This window comes from Streptomyces canus 299MFChir4.1, from assembly GCF_000383615.1.
Classification (GTDB): domain Bacteria; phylum Actinomycetota; class Actinomycetes; order Streptomycetales; family Streptomycetaceae; genus Streptomyces; species Streptomyces canus_C.
Map to the genome: position 1 here is coordinate 1 of NZ_KB911609.1, position 20,668 is coordinate 20,668.

At 70.9% G+C, this 20,668-nt stretch carries 19 protein-coding genes and 3 pseudogenes; 11 read left to right on the forward strand and 11 right to left on the reverse strand.

Going from position 1 to position 20,668, the window contains the following annotated elements:
• A pseudogene (locus H293_RS62015) lies at positions 1-169 on the reverse strand (DUF4097 family beta strand repeat-containing protein); the annotation flags it as partial.
• A 222-nt stretch (positions 170-391) separates the two neighbouring features.
• Between H293_RS62015 and H293_RS0136785 the strand changes: the two are divergent.
• Positions 392-1,126: a GbsR/MarR family transcriptional regulator gene (locus H293_RS0136785; protein WP_020122803.1), complete on the forward strand. Its 735-nt coding sequence runs from the start codon at positions 392-394 to the stop codon at positions 1,124-1,126.
• Here the strand turns inward: H293_RS0136785 and H293_RS0136790 are convergent.
• Together H293_RS0136790 and H293_RS61765 are read right to left on the reverse strand one after the other, a co-directional pair.
• Positions 1,119-1,877, reverse strand: coding sequence for an aminoglycoside nucleotidyltransferase ANT9 (locus tag H293_RS0136790; RefSeq protein ID WP_020122804.1), 759 nt, complete (start codon positions 1,875-1,877; stop codon positions 1,119-1,121). The genes H293_RS0136785 and H293_RS0136790 overlap by 8 nt on opposite strands.
• A 149-nt stretch (positions 1,878-2,026) precedes the next feature.
• Positions 2,027-2,092 (reverse strand): annotated as a pseudogene (locus H293_RS61765) (Uma2 family endonuclease); the annotation flags it as partial.
• A 61-nt stretch (positions 2,093-2,153) separates the two neighbouring features.
• Between H293_RS61765 and H293_RS0136795 the strand changes: the two are divergent.
• Together H293_RS0136795 and H293_RS0136800 are read left to right on the forward strand one after the other, a co-directional pair.
• Positions 2,154-2,465, forward strand: a pseudogene (locus H293_RS0136795) (Uma2 family endonuclease); the annotation flags it as partial.
• Between the two features lie 17 nt (positions 2,466-2,482).
• On the forward strand, positions 2,483-3,130 hold the full coding sequence (locus tag H293_RS0136800; protein WP_020122806.1) for a maltokinase N-terminal cap-like domain-containing protein: 648 nt from the start codon (positions 2,483-2,485) through the stop codon (positions 3,128-3,130).
• Between the two features lie 7 nt (positions 3,131-3,137).
• Here H293_RS0136800 and H293_RS0136805 read toward each other — a convergent pair whose 3' ends face one another.
• A complete protein-coding gene (locus H293_RS0136805; RefSeq protein ID WP_020122807.1) occupies positions 3,138-4,730 on the reverse strand; it encodes an amidase in 1,593 nt (530 codons plus the stop codon).
• 133 nt (positions 4,731-4,863) lie between these two features.
• Here H293_RS0136805 and H293_RS0136810 point away from each other — a divergent pair, with 133 nt between their 5' ends.
• Positions 4,864-5,856: an aldo/keto reductase gene (locus tag H293_RS0136810; protein WP_020122808.1), complete on the forward strand. Its 993-nt coding sequence runs from the start codon at positions 4,864-4,866 to the stop codon at positions 5,854-5,856.
• Between the two features lie 148 nt (positions 5,857-6,004).
• Here the strand turns inward: H293_RS0136810 and thpR are convergent, their stop codons facing one another.
• The gene (thpR, locus tag H293_RS0136820) at positions 6,005-6,601 is read right to left on the reverse strand and encodes an RNA 2',3'-cyclic phosphodiesterase (RefSeq protein WP_020122810.1); all 597 of its coding nucleotides are present in this window, start codon (positions 6,599-6,601) and stop codon (positions 6,005-6,007) included.
• Positions 6,602-6,627: 26 nt separating this feature from the next.
• On the opposite strand from thpR, the gene H293_RS0136825 reads away from it, so the two are divergent.
• Positions 6,628-7,158: a GNAT family N-acetyltransferase gene (locus H293_RS0136825; protein WP_020122811.1), complete on the forward strand. Its 531-nt coding sequence runs from the start codon at positions 6,628-6,630 to the stop codon at positions 7,156-7,158.
• A gap of 3 nt (positions 7,159-7,161) precedes the next feature.
• Here H293_RS0136825 and H293_RS0136830 read toward each other — a convergent pair whose 3' ends face one another.
• Positions 7,162-8,502 carry an MFS transporter gene (locus H293_RS0136830; protein WP_259294605.1) on the reverse strand — a complete coding sequence of 447 codons (1,341 nt, stop codon included), beginning with the start codon at positions 8,500-8,502 and terminating at the stop codon, positions 7,162-7,164.
• A 25-nt stretch (positions 8,503-8,527) separates the two neighbouring features.
• Positions 8,528-8,965, reverse strand: coding sequence for a MarR family winged helix-turn-helix transcriptional regulator (locus H293_RS0136835; RefSeq protein WP_007382847.1), 438 nt, complete (start codon positions 8,963-8,965; stop codon positions 8,528-8,530).
• Between the two features lie 146 nt (positions 8,966-9,111).
• Between H293_RS0136835 and H293_RS0136840 the strand changes: the two genes are divergently transcribed.
• Positions 9,112-9,300 (forward strand): hypothetical protein, encoded by a 189-nt coding sequence (locus H293_RS0136840; protein ID WP_028808515.1) that lies wholly within the window; start codon positions 9,112-9,114, stop codon positions 9,298-9,300.
• 22 nt (positions 9,301-9,322) lie between these two features.
• On the opposite strand, the gene H293_RS0136845 is transcribed toward H293_RS0136840, so the two are convergent.
• Positions 9,323-10,717 (reverse strand): NCS2 family permease, encoded by a 1,395-nt coding sequence (locus tag H293_RS0136845; protein WP_020122814.1) that lies wholly within the window; start codon positions 10,715-10,717, stop codon positions 9,323-9,325.
• A 111-nt stretch (positions 10,718-10,828) separates the two neighbouring features.
• On the opposite strand from H293_RS0136845, the gene H293_RS0136850 reads away from it, so the two are divergent.
• A complete protein-coding gene (locus H293_RS0136850) occupies positions 10,829-11,113 on the forward strand; it encodes a DUF2530 domain-containing protein (RefSeq protein WP_020122815.1) in 285 nt (94 codons plus the stop codon).
• 112 nt (positions 11,114-11,225) lie between these two features.
• A complete protein-coding gene (locus H293_RS0136855) occupies positions 11,226-13,622 on the forward strand; it encodes a cation-translocating P-type ATPase (protein WP_020122816.1) in 2,397 nt (798 codons plus the stop codon).
• Between the two features lie 9 nt (positions 13,623-13,631).
• On the opposite strand, the gene H293_RS0136860 is transcribed toward H293_RS0136855, so the two are convergent.
• Complete coding sequence (locus H293_RS0136860) at positions 13,632-14,432, reverse strand: hypothetical protein (RefSeq protein WP_020122817.1); 801 nt, start codon at positions 14,430-14,432, stop codon at positions 13,632-13,634.
• Positions 14,433-14,565: 133 nt separating this feature from the next.
• A complete protein-coding gene (locus H293_RS0136865; protein WP_028808516.1) occupies positions 14,566-15,417 on the reverse strand; it encodes a hypothetical protein in 852 nt (283 codons plus the stop codon).
• 93 nt (positions 15,418-15,510) lie between these two features.
• Between H293_RS0136865 and H293_RS0136870 the strand changes: the two genes are divergently transcribed.
• Entirely contained in the window at positions 15,511-15,747 is a 237-nt protein-coding gene (locus tag H293_RS0136870; protein WP_020122819.1) for a DUF7683 domain-containing protein, read from the forward strand.
• Between the two features lie 42 nt (positions 15,748-15,789).
• On the opposite strand, the gene H293_RS0136875 is transcribed toward H293_RS0136870, so the two are convergent.
• Positions 15,790-18,921, reverse strand: coding sequence for a sacsin N-terminal ATP-binding-like domain-containing protein (locus H293_RS0136875; RefSeq protein ID WP_078612774.1), 3,132 nt, complete (start codon positions 18,919-18,921; stop codon positions 15,790-15,792).
• A gap of 154 nt (positions 18,922-19,075) precedes the next feature.
• Here H293_RS0136875 and H293_RS0136880 point away from each other — a divergent pair, with 154 nt between their 5' ends.
• Positions 19,076-19,693 carry an RNA polymerase sigma factor gene (locus H293_RS0136880; RefSeq protein ID WP_020122821.1) on the forward strand — a complete coding sequence of 206 codons (618 nt, stop codon included), beginning with the start codon at positions 19,076-19,078 and terminating at the stop codon, positions 19,691-19,693.
• A complete protein-coding gene (locus H293_RS0136885) occupies positions 19,686-20,642 on the forward strand; it encodes a CU044_5270 family protein (RefSeq protein WP_020122822.1) in 957 nt (318 codons plus the stop codon). Before H293_RS0136880 ends, H293_RS0136885 begins: the two co-directional genes overlap by 8 nt.
• Positions 20,643-20,668: the final 26 nt, after the last annotated feature.

Here is a 20,668-nt window from a genome sequence, read left to right on the forward strand (position 1 = left end):
CGTGGGTGATGTCGATCTGCTCGGCGGCCTTGGTGTCGCGGTTCCTGGCGGGGTCGGCGGGCCGGATCTCGACGGTGGTGTCGGCGCGGTCGGCGGCGATGACCTGGACGCGGCCGGCGGGGAGGTCGATGACGGTGGTGACGGGGGCGGGGGTGTCGAACTTCTGCATCAGGTGCTCCTGCGTTCGTCGCTGTTTCCGATGAACGAAAAGCTACGTTGCATTCACGATTTCAGCAACATACTCGTTGCGTGATACTCCCGTCATTGCAGCTAGAGCCTGCAATTTCATTGCAACGAACCAGAAAGCAACGCAACGTCAGTTGCTCGTTCGTTGCAATAGATGAGAGGTGAACGCTATGCTGCGGACACCAGGACCACGAAGGAGACCGCGATGCCGGGAGGCAGGCTCACCCAGCAGGAACGTCAGCAGATCGCGCTGGGGGTGGCCGACGGCCTCGCCTACGCGGAGATCGCCCGCCGCCTCGAACGCCCCACCTCGACCGTCACCCGCGAGGTCATGCGCAACGGCGGCCCCACCGCCTACCGCGCCGACCTGGCCCACCGGGCCGCGGAACGCCGGGCCCACCGCCGCCGGCAGGCCGCACCGCGCGGCACGCAGACTCCGCAGGCGGCCCACGGGCGCGATCCCGAGGCGGTGCGCGAGTACGAGGAGACGTTGACCACCGTCCTCATGCAGACGGGCGCACCCAAGATGATGGCCAGGGTGCTGACCTGCCTCTACACGAGCGACACCGGCAGCCTCACCGCCGCCGAACTCGTCCAGCGCCTCGGGGTCAGTCCGGCGTCCGTCTCCAAGGCGATCAGCTATCTCGAGAACCAGGGCCTGGTCCGCCGCGAACGCGACGACCGGCGCCGCGAGCGCTACATCGTCGACGACGACGTCTGGTACCAGTCCATGATCGCCAGCGCCCGCGGCACCATACAGTTCGCCGAGACCGCACGACAGGGCGTCGGCGTCCTCGGCCGGGACACCCCGGCCGCCGTCCGTCTCGAGAACATCGCCCGCTTCCTCGACTTCGTCTCCGAGAGCCTCACCCGCGCCGCGGACCAGGCCCGCGAGATCCTGCACACGAAAGCGGAGACCCCGTCGGACAGCGCTACCTGAGCGGCCGGCGCCCGATGGCGTCGACGAGGAAGTCGGCGCAGGGCCTCACACCCGACCGCAGCCCGCCGCTCCACCGCTCCTCTTCTTCCCCGAGATAGATCGCGCGGGCGTGGGCCAGGACGGCCCGGTGTTCGGACGGCAGCCGCTCGACGGCCCAGTCGGCCGCCGCGTCCTTGGAGCGGATGGTGTCCGTGGTGAGGGTGAGCCAGACGCGGGCCAGGGTGAGCAGGACGTTACGGGTGTCGTGGTCCAGGTGGTCCAGGAGCTGCGGGACCCCGGCGACGATCGCGCGCCTGAGGTCCACGAGGGGTACGGGGTCGAGGAGTTGGGCGGGAGGAGGCCCGTACAGGGCCGTGTCCCCGGTCAGGGCCATGGTGAGCAGGGGTGCGAGATCGGGACTGGGCTCGGGCTCGGGAAGCACACCTCGCTCGTACTCCTCGCGCAGCCACTCCCCGTAGAGGAAGTCGCAGACGGGCGGGTACCGCCATGGCCGTACGTCGTCCCGCACGACGACGGTCAGCTCCACGGGCCGAGCGCCCGGCACGCCGGACACCTTCATCAACTCCCCCACCAGGGCACGGCGTTCGTCGCGGGTCAGCGACCTCCGTACGACGACCAGCACGTCGATGTCGCTGTGCGGGCGGAGGCCCGCGAGGACGGCGGAGCCGTGCAGGTAGATGCCGAGGGGGGTGTCGGAGAGGGTGCGGTGGAGGACGGGGAGGAGGTGAGAGGCACCGTGGTCCTCCGGCATGGCGTGTCCTCCCGTGTCTCGGTCACCGTGCGTATCGTTGTACCGCGCGGCTGCACTTGTCCACCGGGTAGCCGGGGAGGAGCGCCACGATGACCGTCCTCGAACATCTCGTCGAGGGTGCTCGTGTTGTCGCTCTCGGCCATCGCGATCCTGTCTTCGTACATGTAGACGGTCCCCTCGACGATCTCGACCTTGTATCCCTCGGGGACGGGCATCGTCTCGAGCCCCGCAACTGCTCGACGATGTCCAGGATGATCTCCCCGTTGGTGTCCCGCTGCGGCGATGGCCGAAGGCGCCGCCAAGGCGGAGGGCGGCCACTGGTCCTACGAGGACGTCGAGTTCGTCGCGGAGGTGATGTCCAAGGGAACCGCGGCCAACGACTACGGCCCGAAGAAGGCCGCCTACGCCACCGCGGAAGTCCCCGTCTACGTCATCGCGGATCCGTATCAGGGGCGGTGCCACATCTACACCGACCCCAAGGGCAGCGACTACGAGGTCGAGACCAGGGTTCCCTTCGGCAAGGACGTGCACCTCACCGGCACCGTCGTCGGCCTCACCCTGAAAACCGATGAGTTCCCCCGCGACTGACTGACAGAATCCGCCTCATGGCGATCATCCACCACACCACCCTCAAGCCCACCAAGCTGGAACTGCTCACCACCTGGCTGCCCACCCGCCCGTGGTACGCCGGTTCCGGCACCCCCGAGTTGACCAAGGCCGGCGGCTTCCGGCTGGACGACCCGGAGGGCGAGGTCGGGATCGAGTTCCTGGTGGCCGTCGACTCCTCCGGCCCCGAACCCGTCGCCTATCTGGCCCCGCTCACCTACCGCGCCGCCCCGCTGCCCGGCGCCGACCACGCCCTCGTCGGGACCATGGAACACGGCATCCTGGGCGACCGCTGGGCCTACGACGGCATCCACGACCCGGTCCTGCGCACCGAGCTCCTCGCCCTGTTCGAGAGCCGCGCCCAGGCCATGGCCCAGAGCATCAGCGACACCCCCGACCACGAGGTGACCCACGCCTACGCGGGCACCGGGCTCCCCTCCCCCGCGGGCCCCGTCGAGATCACCGACGACCAGGACGGCACCGAGCTCCCCCTCCCGGACGGCACGCTCCTCCGCCTGCACCGGCGTCTTTCGCCCACCGCCCCCGAGGGCGTGGCCGGCCATGTCACCGGCGCCTGGGACGCACCGGACGGCAGCCGCGCGCGAGCCGTGTTCGCGAGCCTGCGCACGTCCCGCTCCGCCGGCTGACCGCAGCTCAGAACCCCACATCGGCCTCCCGATACGCCGGCACCCGCCGAACCCGGCTCGCCCGCTCGTACGCGTACGCGAGCCGCAGCAGCACCGGCTCGCTCCACGCCGTCCCCATGAACGTCACCCCCACCGGCAGGCCGAACGCGAACCCCGCCGGCACGCTCACCGCGGGATACCCGGCGAGCGCCGCGGGCGTGGACGCGCCACCGCCGTACGTGTCCCCGCGGACCAGGTCGATCTTGGCCGGGGGGCCGGTCGTCGGCATCACGAGGGCGTCGAGGCGGTGCCGGCGCAGCACCGCGTCGATGCCTTCCGCCCGTGACAGCCGGCGGTTCACGGCCAGCGCCTCCTCGTACTCCCGTCGCGAGAAGTCCAGCCGCTGCACCGCCTCCAGCCCGTCCTGGCGTACAAAGCGCAGCTCACGGTCGGCGTGTGCGCGGTTGAAAGCGATCAACTCCGCCAGGTCGCGCGGGTGTTCACCGCCGGCCGCGGCCAGGTAGGTGTTCAGGGCGCGCTTGAACTCGTAGGCCTGGACGACGGTCGAGCCGGGCAGGTCCTCCAGTTGCCCGGCCGTGGGGATGTCGGCCGGGTCGACGATCACCGCCCCGGCCGCACGCATCACCTCGATCGCCCGCTCGGCGAGGTCGTCGGCGTGGTCGCTGTAGCCGAAGTACACGGTCCGCGGGACACCGATGCGTGCCCCGCGCAGCCCGTCCGCGTCCAGGAAGCGGGTGTAGTCGCGGTGGAAGTGTCCGCGGCTCGCCGTCGTCGCGGGGTCCCGCCCGTCGACCCCGACCAGCGTGCCGAGCATGATCGCCGCGTCCCGGACCGTGCGGGCCATGGGCCCGACGCTGTCCTGGCTCGGCACCCCGGGGATCACTCCGCCCCGGCCGACCAGTCCGACGGTCGGTTTGACGCCGACGACACAGTTCGCCGACGACGGGTCGATGATCGAGCCGTTGGTCTCGGTGCCGATGCCGGCGACGCACAGGTTGGCCGCGACGGCGGCGCCGGTGCCGGAGCTGGACTCGTTGGGCGAGCGGTCCAGCTTGTACGGGTTGCGGGTCTGGCCGCCTCGCGCGCTCCACCCGGCGTGGTGGGTGAGCGAGAGGCCGCCCGCCCACTCGCTGAGGTTGGTCTTGCCGAGGACGACGGCACCGGCGGCCCGCAGCCGGGCGGCTACCGTGGCGTCCCGCGAGGGCCGAAGCCCCTCCAGGGCGAGCGAACCGGCCGTGGTGTGCATCCGGTCCGCGGTCTCGACGAGGTCCTTCAGCAGCACGGGCATGCCGTGCAGCGGGCCCCGGGGGCGTCCGCTCGCGTCCAGCCGCCGCGCCTCCCGCAGCGCGTCGGGGTTGACCTCGATCACCGCGTGCAGGAGCGGATCGATGCGCTCGATCCGCTCCAGGCAGTAGCGGGTGAGCCGCTCCGCGTCGAGCCGTCCCTCGGCCATCAGCGCGCGCAGCTCGGTGATGCCCAGCTCGTCGAGCTCCCCGCCCGCGGTGTCGGCCCGGGCCGGGGCGGCGCCCAGCCAGGGCGCGGCCGCCGCGGCGGTGCCGAGCGCCAGCACGTTCCGCCGCGTGGCGCGGGTTCCCTCCATACGTGTCATGTACTGCACGCTAGAGACGAAACCGCCCCAACTCCCTCCGGCTGCCCCCCGATTCCACAGGGGAGCAATCCCCCCGAAGTTCACGCTTGCCTGGAGTCCACTCCAAGGCGTTGGCTTGACCACCATGAAGTACACGCAGCTCGGACGCACCGGACTCAAGGTCAGCCGACTCGTCCTCGGCACCATGAACTTCGGCCCGCAGACCGACGAAGCCGACTCCCACGCGATCATGGACTCGGCTCTCGACGCGGGAATCAACTACTTCGACACCGCCAACGTCTACGGCTGGGGCGAGAACAAGGGCCGTACCGAGGAGATCATCGGCAACTGGTTCGCGAAGAGCGGCGCGAACCGCGACAAGGTCGTCCTCGCCACCAAGGTCTACGGCAACATGGCCGCGGACGGCGAGGCCTGGCCGAACCACGACAAGCTGTCGGCGCTGAACATCCGCCGTGCCGTGGACGCCTCACTCAAGCGGCTCCGGACCGACTACATCGACGTCTACCAGTTCCACCACGTCGACCGCGCCACTCCCTTCGAGGAGATCTGGCAGGCCATCGACACCCTCGTCCTGCAGGGCAAGATCCTGTACGCCGGGTCCTCCAACTTCCCCGGCTACAAGATCGCCCAGGCCAACGAGATCGCCGCCCGGCGGGACGGCACCATCGGGCTGGTCAGCGAGCAGTGCCTGTACAACCTCTACGAGCGCCGCGCCGAGATGGAGGTCATCCCGGCCGCGCAGGAGTACGGCCTCGGTGTCATCCCCTGGTCGCCCCTGCACGGCGGGCTGCTCGGCGGTGTCATCAAGAAGGAGGCCGAGGGCGGCCGCCGCGCCTCCGGCCGCGCCGCCGACACTCTCGCCGACCCGGCCGCACGCGCCCGCCTCCAGTCGTACGAGGACCTGCTGGAGAAGCACGGCCTGGAGCCCGGCGAGGTGGCCCTGGCCTGGCTGCTCACCCGCCCCGGCGTGACGGCCCCGATCGTCGGCCCGCGCACGGCGGAGCAGCTCGCGTCAGCGCTCAGGGCGGTGGAGCTGGAGCTGAGCGAGGACGTCCTGACCGGCCTGGACGAGATCTTCCCGGGCCCGGGGCCGTCCCCGGAGGCCTTCGCCTGGTAGGGGCGCGGGGCGGAGTCGATGTGAGGCTCCGCCCCCGGCCGCAGTTCCCCTACCTGCCGAGGGCCGCGGCCAACGCCACCACAACGAACATCATCACCAGCACACCGGCCATGATCCGGTTCCGTGTCTTCGGGTCCACGCATCGAGCCTAACGGGCCCCGCCCAGCGCCCAGCGCCCGACCACCTCGTAACGGGGCTGCTCCCCCGGCACGCCCGACGTCGGCAGGTTGCTCCGCACCAGCGCCAGCTCGTCAACCGTCCACGTACGACTCGTGAACCCGTCCAGAACCGAGATGTACGGCCCTACCTCCACCGCCTCTCGACTGCGCGCCACCGTCAGGTGGGCCTTGTACCGCCGGTGCTCCCCCCTTCCCACCCCGGCCTTCCGCCCCGCCGCCTCCGCCCGCTCGGCGAGCAACCGCAAGGCCGGCAGCTCACCGGAGGCCCCCGCCCACAGCGCCCGCCCGTGCCCGAACTGCCCGCCGCCGCGCACGGCCAGCGGGAAACGGGGGGTCCGCCGGGCCGCCCGCTCCAGTCGCGCCGACAGCTCCGGTACGACGTCCTCGTCGACCTCGCCGTAGAAGGCGAGGGTGAAGTGCCAACTAGCGGCTCCGCCGCGGGGCCGGCCCGGGACGCCGGTCCAGCGCAGCCCCTGTGAGCCGGGCAGCTTCCGCAACTCGGCGACCACTGCGGCGAGTTCCTCGGTGACATCCTGCGGGGGCAGCACCGCGGCGAAGAGTCTCATGGGAGTCAGCCTGTCACCATGAGGGCATGGAGATCAGCATCAGGGACGGCGGGCCCGACGACATACCGGTGATCCTCGGCATGCTCGACAGCTGTGTGGAGTGGCTGGTCGCGCAGGGGCGTCCGGGCCAGTGGGGGACCGAGCCGCTGTCCCGGAGCCCCAGGACGGTGGAGTCCGTCGCCCGGTACATCGACGAGGGCAGCGTGTTCATCGCCGAGGCCGACGGCGTGCCGGCCGCGACCCTCACCATCACCGACGCGCCCGGTGCCTATCTCGCCCATCTCCCGCAACCGGGCGAGCCCGAGCGGTACATCCACTGGCTCGCCTCCGACCGCCGCTTCAAGGGCCACGGCCTCGGCAGCGCACTGCTCGCGCACGCCGCCGAGGCGACCCGGCGCGCGGGCGTCGCCCTGCTGCGGGTGGACTGCTACGCGGGCGACGACCGCAAGCTGGTCGCCTACTACGAGGCCAACGGATTCGCCCCGACGGACACGTACACCGCCGGGGCGAACAACGACTGGCCGGGCCAGGTGCTGGCCCTGCGCGTGCGGCCGTAGGGCTCAGGCCGCCGCGGCCAGCGGCTCCTGTGCCTCGCGGGGCACGAAGCGCACGTGCGGGTGGCCGCGGTTCCAGCCGACCGACAGGCGCAGATTGCCGACGCGGGCCAGGACCAGGCCGATCGTCACGGCCGCCAGCGCGGCGATCGCGCCGCCCACCGCGAGGCCGGCGCGGACGCCGTACGCGTCGGTGACCCAGCCGGCGATCGGGGCGCCGATCGGGGAGCCGCCCATGAACACCATCATGTACAGGGCCATCACACGGCCCCGCATGGCCGGGTCGGTGCCCATCTGCACGCTGGTGTTCGCGGTGACGTTGACCGTCATCCCGAACATTCCGATCGGGGCCATGAGCAGGGCGAACAGCCACAGCGAGGGAGCGAGGGCGGCCACGATCTCCAGCGTGCCGAAGGCCACCGCGCCCACGACAAGCACCCGCATCCTGGCGGTGCCGCGCCGGGCCGCGAGCAGGGCGCCGGCCAGCGAGCCGACCGCCATCACCGTGTTGAAGAGGCTGTAGGAGCCCGCGCCCGCGTGGAAGACGTCGTCGGCGAAGGCCGAGAGGTAGACGGGGAAGTTGAAGCCGAAGGTGGACACGAACCCGACCAGGACGATGGTCCAGATCAGCTCCGGCCGCCCGGCCACGTACCGCAGGCCCTCCCGCAGCTGTCCCTTGCCGCGCGGGGCGCGCTCGACGACGTACAGCTCACGCGCCCGCATCATCAGCAGACCGACCAGCGGGGCGACGAAGGACAGGCCGTTGGCGAGGAACGCCCAGCCGGTGCCCACGCCGGTGATCATGACGCCGGCGACGGCGGGGCCGATCAGCCGGGCCGACTGGAAGTTCGCGGAGTTCAGGCTGACCGCGTTCTGGAGCTGGTCGGGGCCGACCATCTCGGAGACGAACGACTGGCGGGCCGGGTTGTCGACGACCGTCGCGAGGCCCACGGCGAAGGCGGCGACGTAGACGTGCCAGACCTGGACGTGGCCACTGAGGGTGAGGACGGCGAGCGCGATACCGGTGGCGCCCATCGCGGACTGCGTGAACAGCAGCGCGCGGCGCTTGGACAGCCGGTCGACGAGGACACCGCCGTAGAGGCCGAAGAGCAGCATCGGCAGGAACTGCAGAGCCGTCGTGACGCCCACGGCGGTGGCGGAGCCGGTGAGGCTGAGCACCAGCCAGTCCTGGGCGATGCGCTGCATCCAGGTGCCGATGTTGGAGACGACCTGGCCGAGGAAGAACAGGCGGTAGTTCCTGACCCTCAGTGAGCTGAACATCGAGGACTTGCGGGGGTAGTGGGTGGTCGGTGCGGGGACGGAAGGTGCTCCGGGTCCCGTACTCAAAGTGCGTTCGCCTCCTCTTCGCGGCTTACAGGTGTGCGAGTTTCTCCAGCACGGGGGCGGCTTCGCGCAGTTTCGCCCACTCGTCCTCGTCGAGGCCGTCGACCAGGGTGGCCAGGAAGGCGTTCCGCTTGGCGCGGCTCTCCGCGAGCATGGCCTCGGCCTGCTCGGTCTTGGTGACGACCTTCTGGCGCCGGTCCTCGGGGTGCGGCTCCAGCCGGACGAGTCCCTTGGCCTCCAGCAGCGCCACGATGCGGGTCATCGACGGCGGCTGGACGTGCTCCTTGCGGGCGAGCTCGCCCGGGGTGGCCTTGCCGCAGATGGAGAGGGTGCCCAGCACCGACATCTCGGTAGGGCTCAGCGACTCGTCGACCCGCTGGTGCTTGAGCCGACGGGACAGTCGCATCACGGCTGATCGCAGGGAGTTCACGGCGGCAACGTCGTCGCCATGGGTAAGGTCCGGCATCTCTTTAGCGTAACTCATTACTCTCGCTAAACAAGCTGGCGCGCACACGGATTCCCGTGACTCCGGCCACTGAAACCCGATCTTCACCCGTACGAGTGAGTCGGTTGGCGGAACGTGAACGCCGCTTCCCGGCGGCGGCGACCCTCGTGTTCATGGGGACCAGCGTGCTCAGCCTGCGGATAGACGGGGAGCTGCTCGACCGGCTCCGGGACCATGCGGCCAAAAGGGGGATGAGCGTCCAGGACTATGTGATCCGAACGCTCATCCGGGACGACTTCGACGAGCGGTTCCAGAGCGCCGTCGACGAGACCGAGAAGTTCTACGGCGTCACGTGAGGGCGGGTCACGCGAGGGCGGGTCACGTCAGGCCCAGCGCCGGCATCAGGTAGTAGAAGCCGAAGACCGCGGCCACGACATACATCGGAACCGGCACCTCCCGGCCCCGTCCGGCCGCCAGGCGCAGCACCACGAAGGTGATGAAGCCCATGCCGATGCCGTTGGTGATCGAGTAGGTGAACGGCATCATCACCATGGTGATGAAGGCCGGGATCGCGATGGTCCAGTCGGCCCAGTCGATGTCCGTGACCGAGTTCGCCAGGATCATGAAGCCCACCGCGAGCAGCGCGGGGGTCGCGGCCTGGGACGGGACCATGGTGGCGACGGGCGTCAGGAAGAGGGCCACGGTGAAGAGACCGCCGGTGACCAGGTTCGCGAAGCCGGTGCGGGCACCCTCGCCGACGCCGGCCGTGGACTCGACGAAGGCCGTGGTGGCCGAGGACGAGCTCGCGCCGCCCGCGGCGACCGCGAGGCCGTCGACGAAGAGCACCTTGTTGATGCCGGGCATCTGACCCTGGGCGTCGGTGAGCTTGGCCTCGTCGGAGACGCCCATGATCGTGCCCATCGCGTCGAAGAAGCACGACAGCAGGACCGTGAAGACGAAGAGGATGCCGGTCAGGACGCCGACCTTGTCGAAGCCGCCGAAGAGGCTGACCTTGCCGATCAGGCCGAAGTCGGGGGTGGCGACCGGGTTGCCGGGCCACTTCGGGGTCGTGAGTCCCCAGGACGGCACCTTGGCGACGGCCTCGATGATCATCGCGAGGACCGTCATGGTGACGATCGAGATCAGGATCGCGCCGGAGACCTTGCGGACGATGAGCGCGAGGGTCAGCAGGGCACCCAGGATGAAGACCAGGACCGGCCAGCCGTTGAGGTGTCCGTCGCCGCCGAGCTGGAGCGGGACGGTGGTCTGGGCGGCGTCCGGGATGCGGGAGACGAAGCCGGAGTCCACGAGTCCGATCAGCATGATGAACAGGCCGATACCGATGGAGATCGCCTTGCGCAGGCCGAAGGGCACCGCGTTCATCACGCGCTCGCGCAGACCGGTGGCGACCAGCAGCATCACGATGAAGCCCGCCAGGACGACCATTCCCATCGCGTCCGGCCAGGACATCCGGGGCGCGAGCTGGAGCGCCACGACGGAGTTCACGCCGAGTCCCGCGGCCAGTGCGATCGGGACGTTGCCGACCACGCCCATGAGAAGCGTGGTGAAGGCCGCGGTCACGGCGGTCGCGGTGACCAGCTGGCCGTTGTCCAGCTGATGGCCGTACATGTCCTTGGCGCTGCCGAGGATGATCGGGTTCAGCACGATGATGTAGGCCATCGCGAAGAACGTGGCGAAGCCGCCCCGGATCTCGCGCGGCAGGGTGCTGCCCCGCTCGGAGATCTTGAAGTAGCGGTCGAGGGCGGTCGGCATTGGATGTTCCTACGAGCAGAAGTGGACAGACACAAACCGTTTCAGTATGAACCTATAGCGTTCACTGAACCATCTCCGCGCGTAGATGTGATCGCCTCGTAAGCTGTCCCCATGGACGTGTTCTCTTCGGGATCCTTCAAGCACGAGGCGCCGGAGCCCCTGGAGGGCCCCGTGGTCGCCACGGTCACCGGCGGCACGATCCTGTGGTTCGTCCTCTTCCTCGTGCAGCTCCCCTTCTACGGCTGGTTCGCGGACCACGACCACACCTGGTGGCTGTGGACCTGCCTGGCCGGCGGCGTGCTCGGGCTGTACGGCACCTGGTACGTGCGCAAGCGGGACGCCGCGATCAAGAAGGCGGGCGGCACGGATTCCGCCGCCGGCCCTGCTGCCGAGTGACGAACACCCCGTAGTACCACGGCATCATGCGCCCGCTCCCGTCTCCTCCCCAGGTCGGAACTTCCGGTCACTCGGCGGGTGAAGCCGCAAAACCGCACGTACCGTCGAATGCATGACGCACATCGACGCGGGCGCCGGACTCGACCCTGTGCACCCCGTGGCACTCCCGGCGCCGGCGGCGGGCGGACTCACCGCGGCCGAGGTCGCCGAGCGGGTGACGCGTGGACAGGTCAACGACGTGCCGGTGCGCAGCAGCCGGACCCTGGCGGAGATCGTCCGGGCGAACGTCTTCACCCGGTTCAACGCGATCATCGGTGTGCTCTGGCTGGTCATGCTGTTCGTCGCGCCGTTCCAGGACAGCCTGTTCGGGTACGTCATCCTCGCCAACACCGGGATCGGCATCGTCCAGGAGTGGCGGGCGAAGAAGACCCTCGACTCGCTCGCGGTGATCGGCGAGGCGCGGCCGACCGTACGGCGGGACGGGACCGCGACGGTGGTCAGCACCTCGGAGATCGTCCTGGACGACATCATCGAGATCGGGCCAGGGGACAAGGCCGTGGTCGACGGGGTGGTCGCGGAGGCCGACGGCCTGGAGATCGACGAGTCACTGCTGACCGGCGAGGCCGACCCGGTGGTGAAGCGGCCCGGCGACCAGGTGATGTCCGGCAGCTTCGTGGTCGCAGGCGGCGGCGCCTTCCGGGCGACCAAGGTGGGCCGCGAGGCCTACGCCGCCCAGCTCGCCGAGGAGGCCTCCCGGTTCACCCTGGTCCACTCCGAACTGCGCTCCGGCATCTCCACGATCCTCAAGTACGTGACGTGGATGATGGTCCCGACCGCGATCGGCCTGGTCATCAGCCAGCTGTTCGTGAAGAACAACGACCTCAAGGACTCCATCGCCCGCACGGTCGGCGGCATCGTGCCGATGGTCCCGGAGGGGCTGGTCCTGCTGACCTCCGTCGCCTTCGCCATCGGCGTCATCCGGCTTGGCCGGAAACAGGCCCTCGTCCAGGAACTCCCGGCCATCGAGGGCCTCGCCCGCGTCGACACGGTCTGCCTCGACAAGACCGGCACCCTCACCGAGGGCGGCATGGACGTCACCGAGCTCAGGCCCCTTCAGGGCGCCGACGAGTCGTACGTACGGAAAGTCCTGGGCGCGCTCGGTGAGTCGGATCCGCGGCCGAACGCCTCCCTCCAGGCCATCATCGACGCCTACCCGGACGCCGAGGAGTGGCGCTGCACCGAGTCGCTGCCCTTCTCCTCCGCCCGCAAGTACAGCGGGGCCACCTTCAGCGAGGGCGGCGGCGAGTCCAGTACGTGGCTGCTGGGGGCTCCGGACGTGCTCCTGTCCCCCGACGACCCCGCCCTCGCCGAGACCGGGCGGCTCAACGAGCAGGGACTGCGCGTGCTGCTGCTGGCCCGGGCCTCCCGGGACCTCGACCACCCCGAGGTCGCCCGGGGAGCACGGCCGACCGCCCTGGTCGTCCTGGAACAGCGGTTGCGGCCCGACGCGGCCGACACCCTGCGGTACTTCGCCGAACAGGACGTCCACGCCAAGGTCATCTCCGGGGACAACGCGGTGTCGGTGGGGGCGGTGGCGGCCAAGCTGGGGCTGAACGGCAGCGTGGTCGACGCGCGTGAACTGCCCGCCGACCCGGACGGGATGGCGAAGGCCCTCGACGAGGGCACGGTGTTCGGACGGGTCACCCCGCAGCAGAAGCGGGACATGGTGGGGGCGCTCCAGTCGCGCGGGCACACCGTCGCGATGACCGGTGACGGGGTCAACGACGTGCTCGCCCTGAAGGACGCCGACATCGGGGTGGCGATGGGCTCCGGGTCGGAGGCCACCCGGGCGGTCGCGCAGATCGTGCTGCTCGACAACAGCTTCGCGACACTGCCCGACGTGGTCGCGGAGGGTCGGCGGGTCATCGGCAACATCACCCGGGTCGCGACGCTGTTCCTGGTGAAGACCGTCTACTCGGTGCTGCTGGCCGTCCTCGTGGTGTGCTGGCAGGTCGAGTACCCCTTCCTGCCCCGGCACTTGACCCTGCTGTCGACGCTGACGATCGGCGTCCCGGCCTTCTTCCTGGCCCTCGCGCCCAACAAGGAACGCGCGCAACCGCACTTCGTGCGGCGGGTGATGCGGTACTCGATCCCCGGCGGGGTGGTGGCGGCGGTCGCCACCTTCGTGACGTACCTGATCGCACGGCACCACTACACGGGCGAGGGCTCGTTGGACGCGGAGACCAGCGCCGCCACCCTGACGCTGTTCCTGATCTCGATGTGGGTGCTGGCGATCATCGCGCGCCCGTACACCTGGTGGCGGATCGCCCTGGTCGCGGCGATGGGCCTCGGCTTCGTCCTGGTCCTGGCCGTGCCCTGGCTCCAGCACTTCTTCGCGCTGAAGCTGGTCGGCGTGACGATGCCGTGGATCGCGGTCGGCATCTCGGTGGTGGCGGCGGCCGCCCTCGAACTCCTGTGGAGGTGGGTCGACCGCCGCGGTCCCGCTTAGCGCCGGGTTCTACTGGACGTCGACGAAGTCGCCCGCCGCGCTCACGGACGACGTGGTCGTCGTGCCCGCGAAGCTGTAGCGGTAGTAGCCGTCGACCGTCGCCGTGGTCGTCGTCTTCAGCGTGCCCGTGGACGACGTCTTGATGGTCTTGAGGGTCGTGTAGGTGCTGCTGCCCTTCTTGCGGAACTGCAGCTTCACCGGCTGGGTCGAGTAACCCGCGTACTTGTTGGTGTCCCAGTTGGCGCGGGCCAGCTTGCCCGTGACGGTGATGGTCTTGCCCTTCTTCACCGGCTCCGGGGAGGCGTCGGTGGTGAGGGTGGCCCGGCGCTGGACGTGGGTGCTGCCGAGGCCGCCCTGCCAGGTGATCCCGTCGTCGGCGTTGACCGCGAGGGCGCCCAGCTTCCAGGTGCCCGCCTGGCTGCTGATCAGGTCGCCGTCCTCGTCGGTGCCCTTCGGACGGAACTGGATCTTCGCCGAGCACTTCAGGACCGTCGAGGAGGACGCCGTGCAGGTGCCGGGGTCGTCACTGATGACGAGGTCGTCGGAGTCCAGGCCGAGCGTGGCGCCGCGGTACAGGGCGGGCCCGGTCTGGAAGGAACTCGCGCTCAGGTTCGCGGGCTTGGTCACGGTGTAGGTCGCCGAGACCGTGACCGCCGACGTCGTGCCGACCACGATGTCCTTGCCGCTGTTGACCTTCAGGTTGGAGAAGGTGACGGCGGGCCCGGCCGTGGCGGCCTGGGCGGCCGGCACGGCGAGGGTGGAGAGTGCCACGGCGCCGGAGGCGGCGAGGACGAGGGCGCGTATGCGCATGTGCGTTCCCCATGAGGAGAGAAGGATGTCGGAGTCTGATGACTCACTTCCTAGATCCATGACTCATGGGACTGGTTGTACGCGTGGGACGTGATTTGGCCCGCACATGCGCAACGCTTTACTTCGGCCCGACCTACTGGACGTCGATGAAGTCACCCGCGGCGTTGACCGCCGGGGTGGTGGAGGTGCCCGCGAAGCTCCAGCGGAAGAACCCGTCGACCGTGGCCGTGACCGTGGTCTTCAGGTCCCCCTTGTTGTTGGTCTTGACCGTCTTCACGGTCGTGTAGGTGTCGGAGTCCTTCTTCCGGAACTGCAGCTGCACCGGCTGGGTCGAGTAGCCCGCGTACTTGCGGGTCTCCCAGTTGGCCCGGGTCAGCTTCCCGGTGACGGTGATGGTCTTGCCCTTCTTCACCGGTTCCGGGGTTGCGTTGGCGGTGAGCTGCGACAGGCGCTGGACCCGGTGGGTGCCGTAGACGTCGTTCCAGTAGACGCTGCCGGCCTCGTCGGCGGCGATCGCGCCGGCCGTCACGTGCCAGGTGCCGGCCAGCGAGTTCATGTACAGGTACCGGCCGGCGTCGACCGTGATGGTCAGCTTGCAGGTCGAGGTGGTGGTGCTGACCGCGGTGCAGGTGGCGGCCTGCTCGTTCGGCCCGAACACGCCGTCGACGTGGGCGCGGTCCCTGCCGTGCCACAGGTCGACGTACGCGTCCTCGATATTGGCGGAGTGGCTGGCCGTCAGCGACACGGTGTAGGTCTTGCTGCCGGTGTAACCGGCCACGATGGCCTTGCCGCCGTTGACCTTCACGTCGGACACGACCGGCAGTTCGTCGTCGGCGGCGGCGCGCATCGCGGCTCTGGAAACGCCGAAACGCTCCGCGGCCGTGGGTTTGTGCACTCCCCCGCCGTCGGCCTGAGCGACGGGGACGGCTAGGGCGGCAAGGACTAGACCGCCGGAGACGGCGGCCACGGTGGTGCGGATGCGCATGCGTTCCCCCAGGGACTGGTCGTGGAGCCTGGCTGCTCGTGGGGTCAGATGCTCGGCCGGGCCGACGCGTTGCATGCGTGGTAAGAAATTTGTGTGAGCATCGTTTACAGCGTCAGCCGTTATCCGAAGGACGCCGACCGTCCGGACTCGTCCACCGACGTCACCGCGGTCGGCGGGACGGCCTGGGCGGAACTCCTCGGGATCCCGCTGGAGCAGTTGGTCGATGTACATCCGCTCACGCGGGAGCACGCCGAGCGCGTCCGACGGCTGACCGGGATCACGCTCGACCTGGAGAAGTACGACTACTTCCTGGACCCCCGCGCGGACTGAGGGAAGATGCGGGGACCGTCCGCCCAGGACGGCCCCCCTTGTTCAGTCGAACCAGCGGTCCCGCGCCAGTTCCTCCGTGCGGGTCGGGTCCTCCAGCAGGGCCGCCACCTCGAAGCGCCGTGGCCACTGCCCCGCCGCCCAGGCCAGACCCGCGGCCACGCCCTCCAGGGTCGAGGCGTGCAGGACACCGTCGTTCGTCAGGCGCCAGTCGATCTCCACGCCGTCGACGACGAGTTCGTCGTGCTCGACGTAGGTCGACGGGGTACGGGCACCCAGCAGCACCCCGACCGGCTCCGGTACGTCGTGCTCGGTGCCCTCGGAGTCGACGGAACCGGTGACGGACTCGCTGAGGCGGCGGACCTGGAAGAGTTCGGCCAGTTCGGCGGCCCGGGACGGGCGGACCGGCAGCAGGGGGACGCCCTGCGTGAAGGGGAGCAGGTCCGGGGAGTCGACAACCACCGCGTCGGCGGCGTCCACGACCCCCACCCGGCCGTCGGTCACGGCCCGCAGCTCGTCGGGCAGGGTGACCTGCTCGGGGTCCAGATCGGCCAACGCGCTGTAGAGGGCGTGCAGTTGGGACGCCGTCACCGGACGGCCGGGGTCGGCGAGGCGGTCCAGGAGTTCCGCCGCCCCGCCCGGCTCCGCCAGCAGCGCGGCCACCGAGGTCCGTACGCCCAGCGCCCGCAGCACCTGCTCGTCGTCGAAGCCGGTCGCGTCCGCCTCGTCGTAAAGCCCGCGCAGCAGGGGGTCTCCCCCGGCCGCCAGCAGACCGGCCGGGCGGCGGCCGTCGAGCACCGGGTTCCCGCGCAGCCACCAGGCGGTGTACGGCCGTACGACCTCGTGCGTACCGTCCGGCAGGAGGACGCGGACCTGCTGGGTGAGCGCGTCCCGCAGGGGCGGCCGGGCCAGCAGGGCCAGGGCCTCGGGCCACTTGTCCTCGTCGACCAGGTCGAGATCGCGTACGGCGACCAGTTCGGTGGCGACCGGCGGTACCGGGGTGTCAGGGAAGCGGTCGAGGATGTCCTCGCACCACACGTCCACGGCGTCCAGGAGCCCGGCGTCGTCCGGTTCGGCGAAGTCGCCCTCGCGGGGCTCCAGTTCGTCCGGGTCAAGGACCACGTCCGTGGCGCGGACCAGGGCGAAGTTGGCGAGCACCCCGCAGGCGGCGAGGGGTTGTTCGCCCCACTTCCGGGCCAGATCGGCGTCCACGAAGGCGAGTTCGTCCTCGCGCATGACTCGCGCGAACGGGCTGCCGGGCAGCACGAGTTCACCGGCGGGGACCGGCTCCCCCTCCTCGTCGGGCAGCGCGAGCGCGCCCAGCCACGGCTCCTCGCCGGGCTCCAGGCCCGCGTCCCGGACGAGCGCGAGGACGGTGTCCGCCAGCTCTTCGGCGTCCGGGGTGTCCTGCTCCCAGCTCATGCCTCCGTCGTCGTCCAGCGAGGCGGCCACGGCGGCCCGCACCTGGGGGGTGGTGAGCACCGCGCGCGCAGTCGCGGGCAGCGCGCCCAGCTTCTCCAGGAGCGGGTGGGCGGCGGCCGGGTGGGCGACCTTGAGGCCGAGCCGGGCGAGGACCTCGGCGTCGATCAGGGGGCCGTCCGACGTGGGCAGCAGCACCTGCCGGGGCCCGATCGTCGTACGGCCGTCGGCGAGCGGCACGGGAAGGCCGGAGAGCCGGTCGGGGTCGACGCCCGCGAGGCTGTCGTAGAGCCGCTGCCACCACTCCGGTTCCTTCTCCAGGCCCGCGAGCCGGTCGATGGCGTCGGTCAGCGGGACCCGGGCGACGCCCAAGGTGCGCAGTTCCACCCTCCGTTCGAGACCGGCGGGCAGCAGGGTGGGCAGCACCTCGGCGAGCACCCGTACGGTGTCGGCGCCCGCGCCCTCGACGACCTCGGCCTCGCGCGGGCGCAGGGCCTCGGGCAGTTCCGAGTCGTCGCCCGGGTCGAGCGCGGGTGGGAGAAACGCGGTCCGCGGGAGGCGGTCGAGAATCGCCGCCCGCAGCGCCCCGTCCAGCTCGCCCTTCCCCAGCGGGCCGGGCACCAGCGCGATGATCCCCTCGCTCACCGGCCGCCAGCCGGCGAGGAGTTCGGCGTACACGTCCGCCGCGCGCTGCACGAGGAAGTCGGTGAGGGGCCCGGGGGCGGCGTGCCGGCGGGTGGTGTCCAGCGGGAAGGACGCGATGAGCAGCGCGGGGACGCCGAGCGGTTCGTCGCTGGGCGTCGGGGCGTGCACGACGGGGCTGGTGCGGGGGTGGGCCGGGGTGCCGTCGGGGTCGGCGGGCACGGCCCAGGTCAGCGACCAGTGCGGCCGCAGCCGCTCCTCGACGGGCCGGCCGGCGAGCAGTTCGGGGGTGAGCGGGCCGTGCGCGGCCGCGGTACGCCACCGGGTCGTACCGTCGCGCGAGTCCTCCACGACGGTGAGCTCGCCCTCGGTGCGGCGGCTGATCGTGCGGGTCGTGTCGGTCTCGATCACGACCTCCTCCAGCCCGGGGAGGGCGAGGAGCAGGGCGTCGTCGACGGCGTTCAGCAGGCGCTCGGCGAGGTCGGCGGCGGCGGTGTCGCGCAGGGGGAGGATGACGACCGTGTCGTAGGGGTCGGGCGCGGTGCCCTCGGCGGCGAACGGGAGCCGCAGCAGCGGGACATGGCCGTCGCGGCGGCGGATCTCGTCGCCGAGGCCGGGGCTGTGGCGGGCGGTCTCGGCGGCGTGCTCGCGGGCCTCGGCGAGGGACCAGCGGACCCCGCCGTGGCGGCCTACGACCGCGGGCTCGTCGGTGACGGCGAGCACGGCGGCGAAGCCGACGCCGAAGCGGCCGACCGAGCCGTCCGCGTGGTCGCGCTTGGCGGAGGCCCGGAGCGTGGAGAGGGACTCGACGCCGGTCGCGTCCAGCGGGGCACCGGTGTTGGCCGCGAACAGGACGCCCTCGCGGAGGGTGAGCCGGAGCCGTCCCGGCACGCCCGCCCTGGCCGCCGCGTCGGCGGCGTTCTGCGCGAGCTCGACGACGAGTCGGTCCCGGTACCCGCCGAGGACGAGATCCTCCTCGGCGTTGGCGTCCTCCCGGAACCGGGCGGGGCTGGTGGCCCAGGCGTCCAGCACCCCTCGCCGGAGCCGGGCGGTCCCGAACGGGTCGGCACCCTCGGCAGCGGGCCGCACGAACTTGCTCACGTTGACTCTCCTCATCGGCGTGACGATGAAGGTACCGCGACGAGCAAGGACGGAAACGCCGCCCCAGCGGCCCTCACACCTCGTCCCCGAGGGAACCGGATTCCCGCGTGCGGCGAAGTACCGGTGAAAGCCCGAGCTTCACAGCGCCACAGCGACGAAAGGAGCCCCGATGACCGTCGAACCAGGCGTCAGGGTGGGGCAGGACAGCGACGCCTCGGTGATCGAACGGTCGTGGGACGAGCCCGAGACCTTCGCCTTGCTCTTCGACCGCCACGCCGACTCGGTGCACCGTTACGCGGCGCGCCGGCTGGGTGCGGAGGCGGCCGAGGACGTGATGGCGGAGACCTTCACCACCGCGTTCCAGCAGCGCTTCCGGTACCGCACGGAGGCGTCCGACGCCCGTCCCTGGCTGTTCGGTATCGCCACCAACCTCATCGGCCGGCACCGCAGGGCCGAGGCCCGGCGGCTGAGGACGCTGGGCCGGCTGCCTCCGGCGGCCCCCGGCGGTGCGGCCGAGGAGACGGTCGCGGACCGGGTGGCGGCCCGGGTCAGCGCCCAGGCGGTCAGCGGCGAACTCGCCGGTGCCCTCGCCCGGTTGCCCGCCCGGCACCGGGACGTGCTGCTGCTGGTCGCCTGGGCCGACCTCGGCTACGAGGAGGTCGCTGCCGCCCTCGGCGTGCCGGTGGGGACGGTCCGGTCACGACTGCACCGGGCTCGCAGAAAACTTCGTGAGGCATTGGGCGGATCCGATCCGACCGCTCTCCGAGAGGAATCCGACGATGAATGAGATCGAGCTTCTGAGGGAGTGGGACGCGGACGCGCCCCCTCTCACGGACACCGCCCGCGCCCGCGCCCGCTTCCGCCTCTACCAGGCGATGCGGGCCCCGGCCACGACACCCGCCACCGGCCGTGCCGTCGGCCGCCGTCCGCTGCTGCGGATCGCCGTGGCCTGCGCCGCGGCGGCCGCGGTCACCGCGACCGTGGTGGTCGCCCAGAACACCGGGGAGAACGCGCCCCGCACCCAGACCGTCAGCGCGACCACCGTGCTGCGGGGGGCGGCGGCCGAGGCACTGCGGACCGAGAAGCCGCTCGCCCCGCGCGACGACCAGTTCATCTACACGAAGGAGGTCATCGAGCTCAAGCCGGTCTCGGGCGGTCACGTGAAGACGTACGTCGACGAGAGCTGGAGCTCGGTCGACGGCTCCAAGAAGTCCTACGTCAGCGAGCTGGGCCACACCCAGTGGGTGCCGCCTGCCCAGAAGGGTCAGTACTCCTGGCCGCCGAGCCAGTGGTCGAAGCTGGAGCAACTGCCCCTCGACCCGGGCAGGCTGACGATCGTCCTGCGCGAGGCGGGCACCAAGCCCGCCTTCGGCCGGAAGACCCGGGCCGACGAGTGGCCGAAGGTTCAGCTCTTCCTCTCCGGGCTGCTCCGCGCCCCCGTCCTGCCCAAGGGACTGCGCTCCGCGGCGTTCGAGGCACTCGCCGCCGTCCCCGGGGTCGAGGTGCTGCCGGACCGGACCGAGTTCAACGGGCACACGGCCATCGGTGTCCGGTACGTCGGCCCGCGCGGCACCCCCTGGCGGGACGGCGGGCGGGTACTGCTCTTCGACGCGAAGACCTACCGCTACCTGGGCTTGCGTGAGCGGACCACGACGAAACTGACGACCAAGGTCTACGACCAGTCGCAGTACATCGTCGCCGACGGTGTGGTGGACCGGGTGCTCCAGCGTCCCTGAGCCCGCGCCCTTCCTGCGAGTGACCC

Excerpts from the sequence above, each read along its gene's own strand:
- H293_RS0136790 (WP_020122804.1), bottom strand. The coding sequence starts at position 1,877 with ATGCCGGAGGACCACGGTGCCTCTCACCTCCTCCCCGTCCTCCACCGC.
- H293_RS0136855 (WP_020122816.1), top strand. The coding sequence starts at position 11,226 with ATGACGCACATCGACGCGGGCGCCGGACTCGACCCTGTGCACCCCGTG.
- H293_RS0136845 (WP_020122814.1), bottom strand. The coding sequence starts at position 10,717 with ATGCCGACCGCCCTCGACCGCTACTTCAAGATCTCCGAGCGGGGCAGC.
- H293_RS0136805 (WP_020122807.1), bottom strand. The coding sequence starts at position 4,730 with ATGGAGGGAACCCGCGCCACGCGGCGGAACGTGCTGGCGCTCGGCACC.
- H293_RS0136885 (WP_020122822.1), top strand. The coding sequence starts at position 19,686 with ATGAATGAGATCGAGCTTCTGAGGGAGTGGGACGCGGACGCGCCCCCT.
- H293_RS0136810 (WP_020122808.1), top strand. The coding sequence starts at position 4,864 with ATGAAGTACACGCAGCTCGGACGCACCGGACTCAAGGTCAGCCGACTC.
- H293_RS0136860 (WP_020122817.1), bottom strand. The coding sequence starts at position 14,432 with ATGCGCATACGCGCCCTCGTCCTCGCCGCCTCCGGCGCCGTGGCACTC.
- H293_RS0136865 (WP_028808516.1), bottom strand. The coding sequence starts at position 15,417 with ATGCGCATCCGCACCACCGTGGCCGCCGTCTCCGGCGGTCTAGTCCTT.
- H293_RS0136800 (WP_020122806.1), top strand. The coding sequence starts at position 2,483 with ATGGCGATCATCCACCACACCACCCTCAAGCCCACCAAGCTGGAACTG.
- H293_RS0136880 (WP_020122821.1), top strand. The coding sequence starts at position 19,076 with ATGACCGTCGAACCAGGCGTCAGGGTGGGGCAGGACAGCGACGCCTCG.
- H293_RS0136785 (WP_020122803.1), top strand. The coding sequence starts at position 392 with ATGCCGGGAGGCAGGCTCACCCAGCAGGAACGTCAGCAGATCGCGCTG.
- H293_RS0136825 (WP_020122811.1), top strand. The coding sequence starts at position 6,628 with ATGGAGATCAGCATCAGGGACGGCGGGCCCGACGACATACCGGTGATC.
- H293_RS0136850 (WP_020122815.1), top strand. The coding sequence starts at position 10,829 with ATGGACGTGTTCTCTTCGGGATCCTTCAAGCACGAGGCGCCGGAGCCC.
- H293_RS0136875 (WP_078612774.1), bottom strand. The coding sequence starts at position 18,921 with ATGAGGAGAGTCAACGTGAGCAAGTTCGTGCGGCCCGCTGCCGAGGGT.
- H293_RS0136835 (WP_007382847.1), bottom strand. The coding sequence starts at position 8,965 with ATGCCGGACCTTACCCATGGCGACGACGTTGCCGCCGTGAACTCCCTG.
- thpR (WP_020122810.1), bottom strand. The coding sequence starts at position 6,601 with ATGAGACTCTTCGCCGCGGTGCTGCCCCCGCAGGATGTCACCGAGGAA.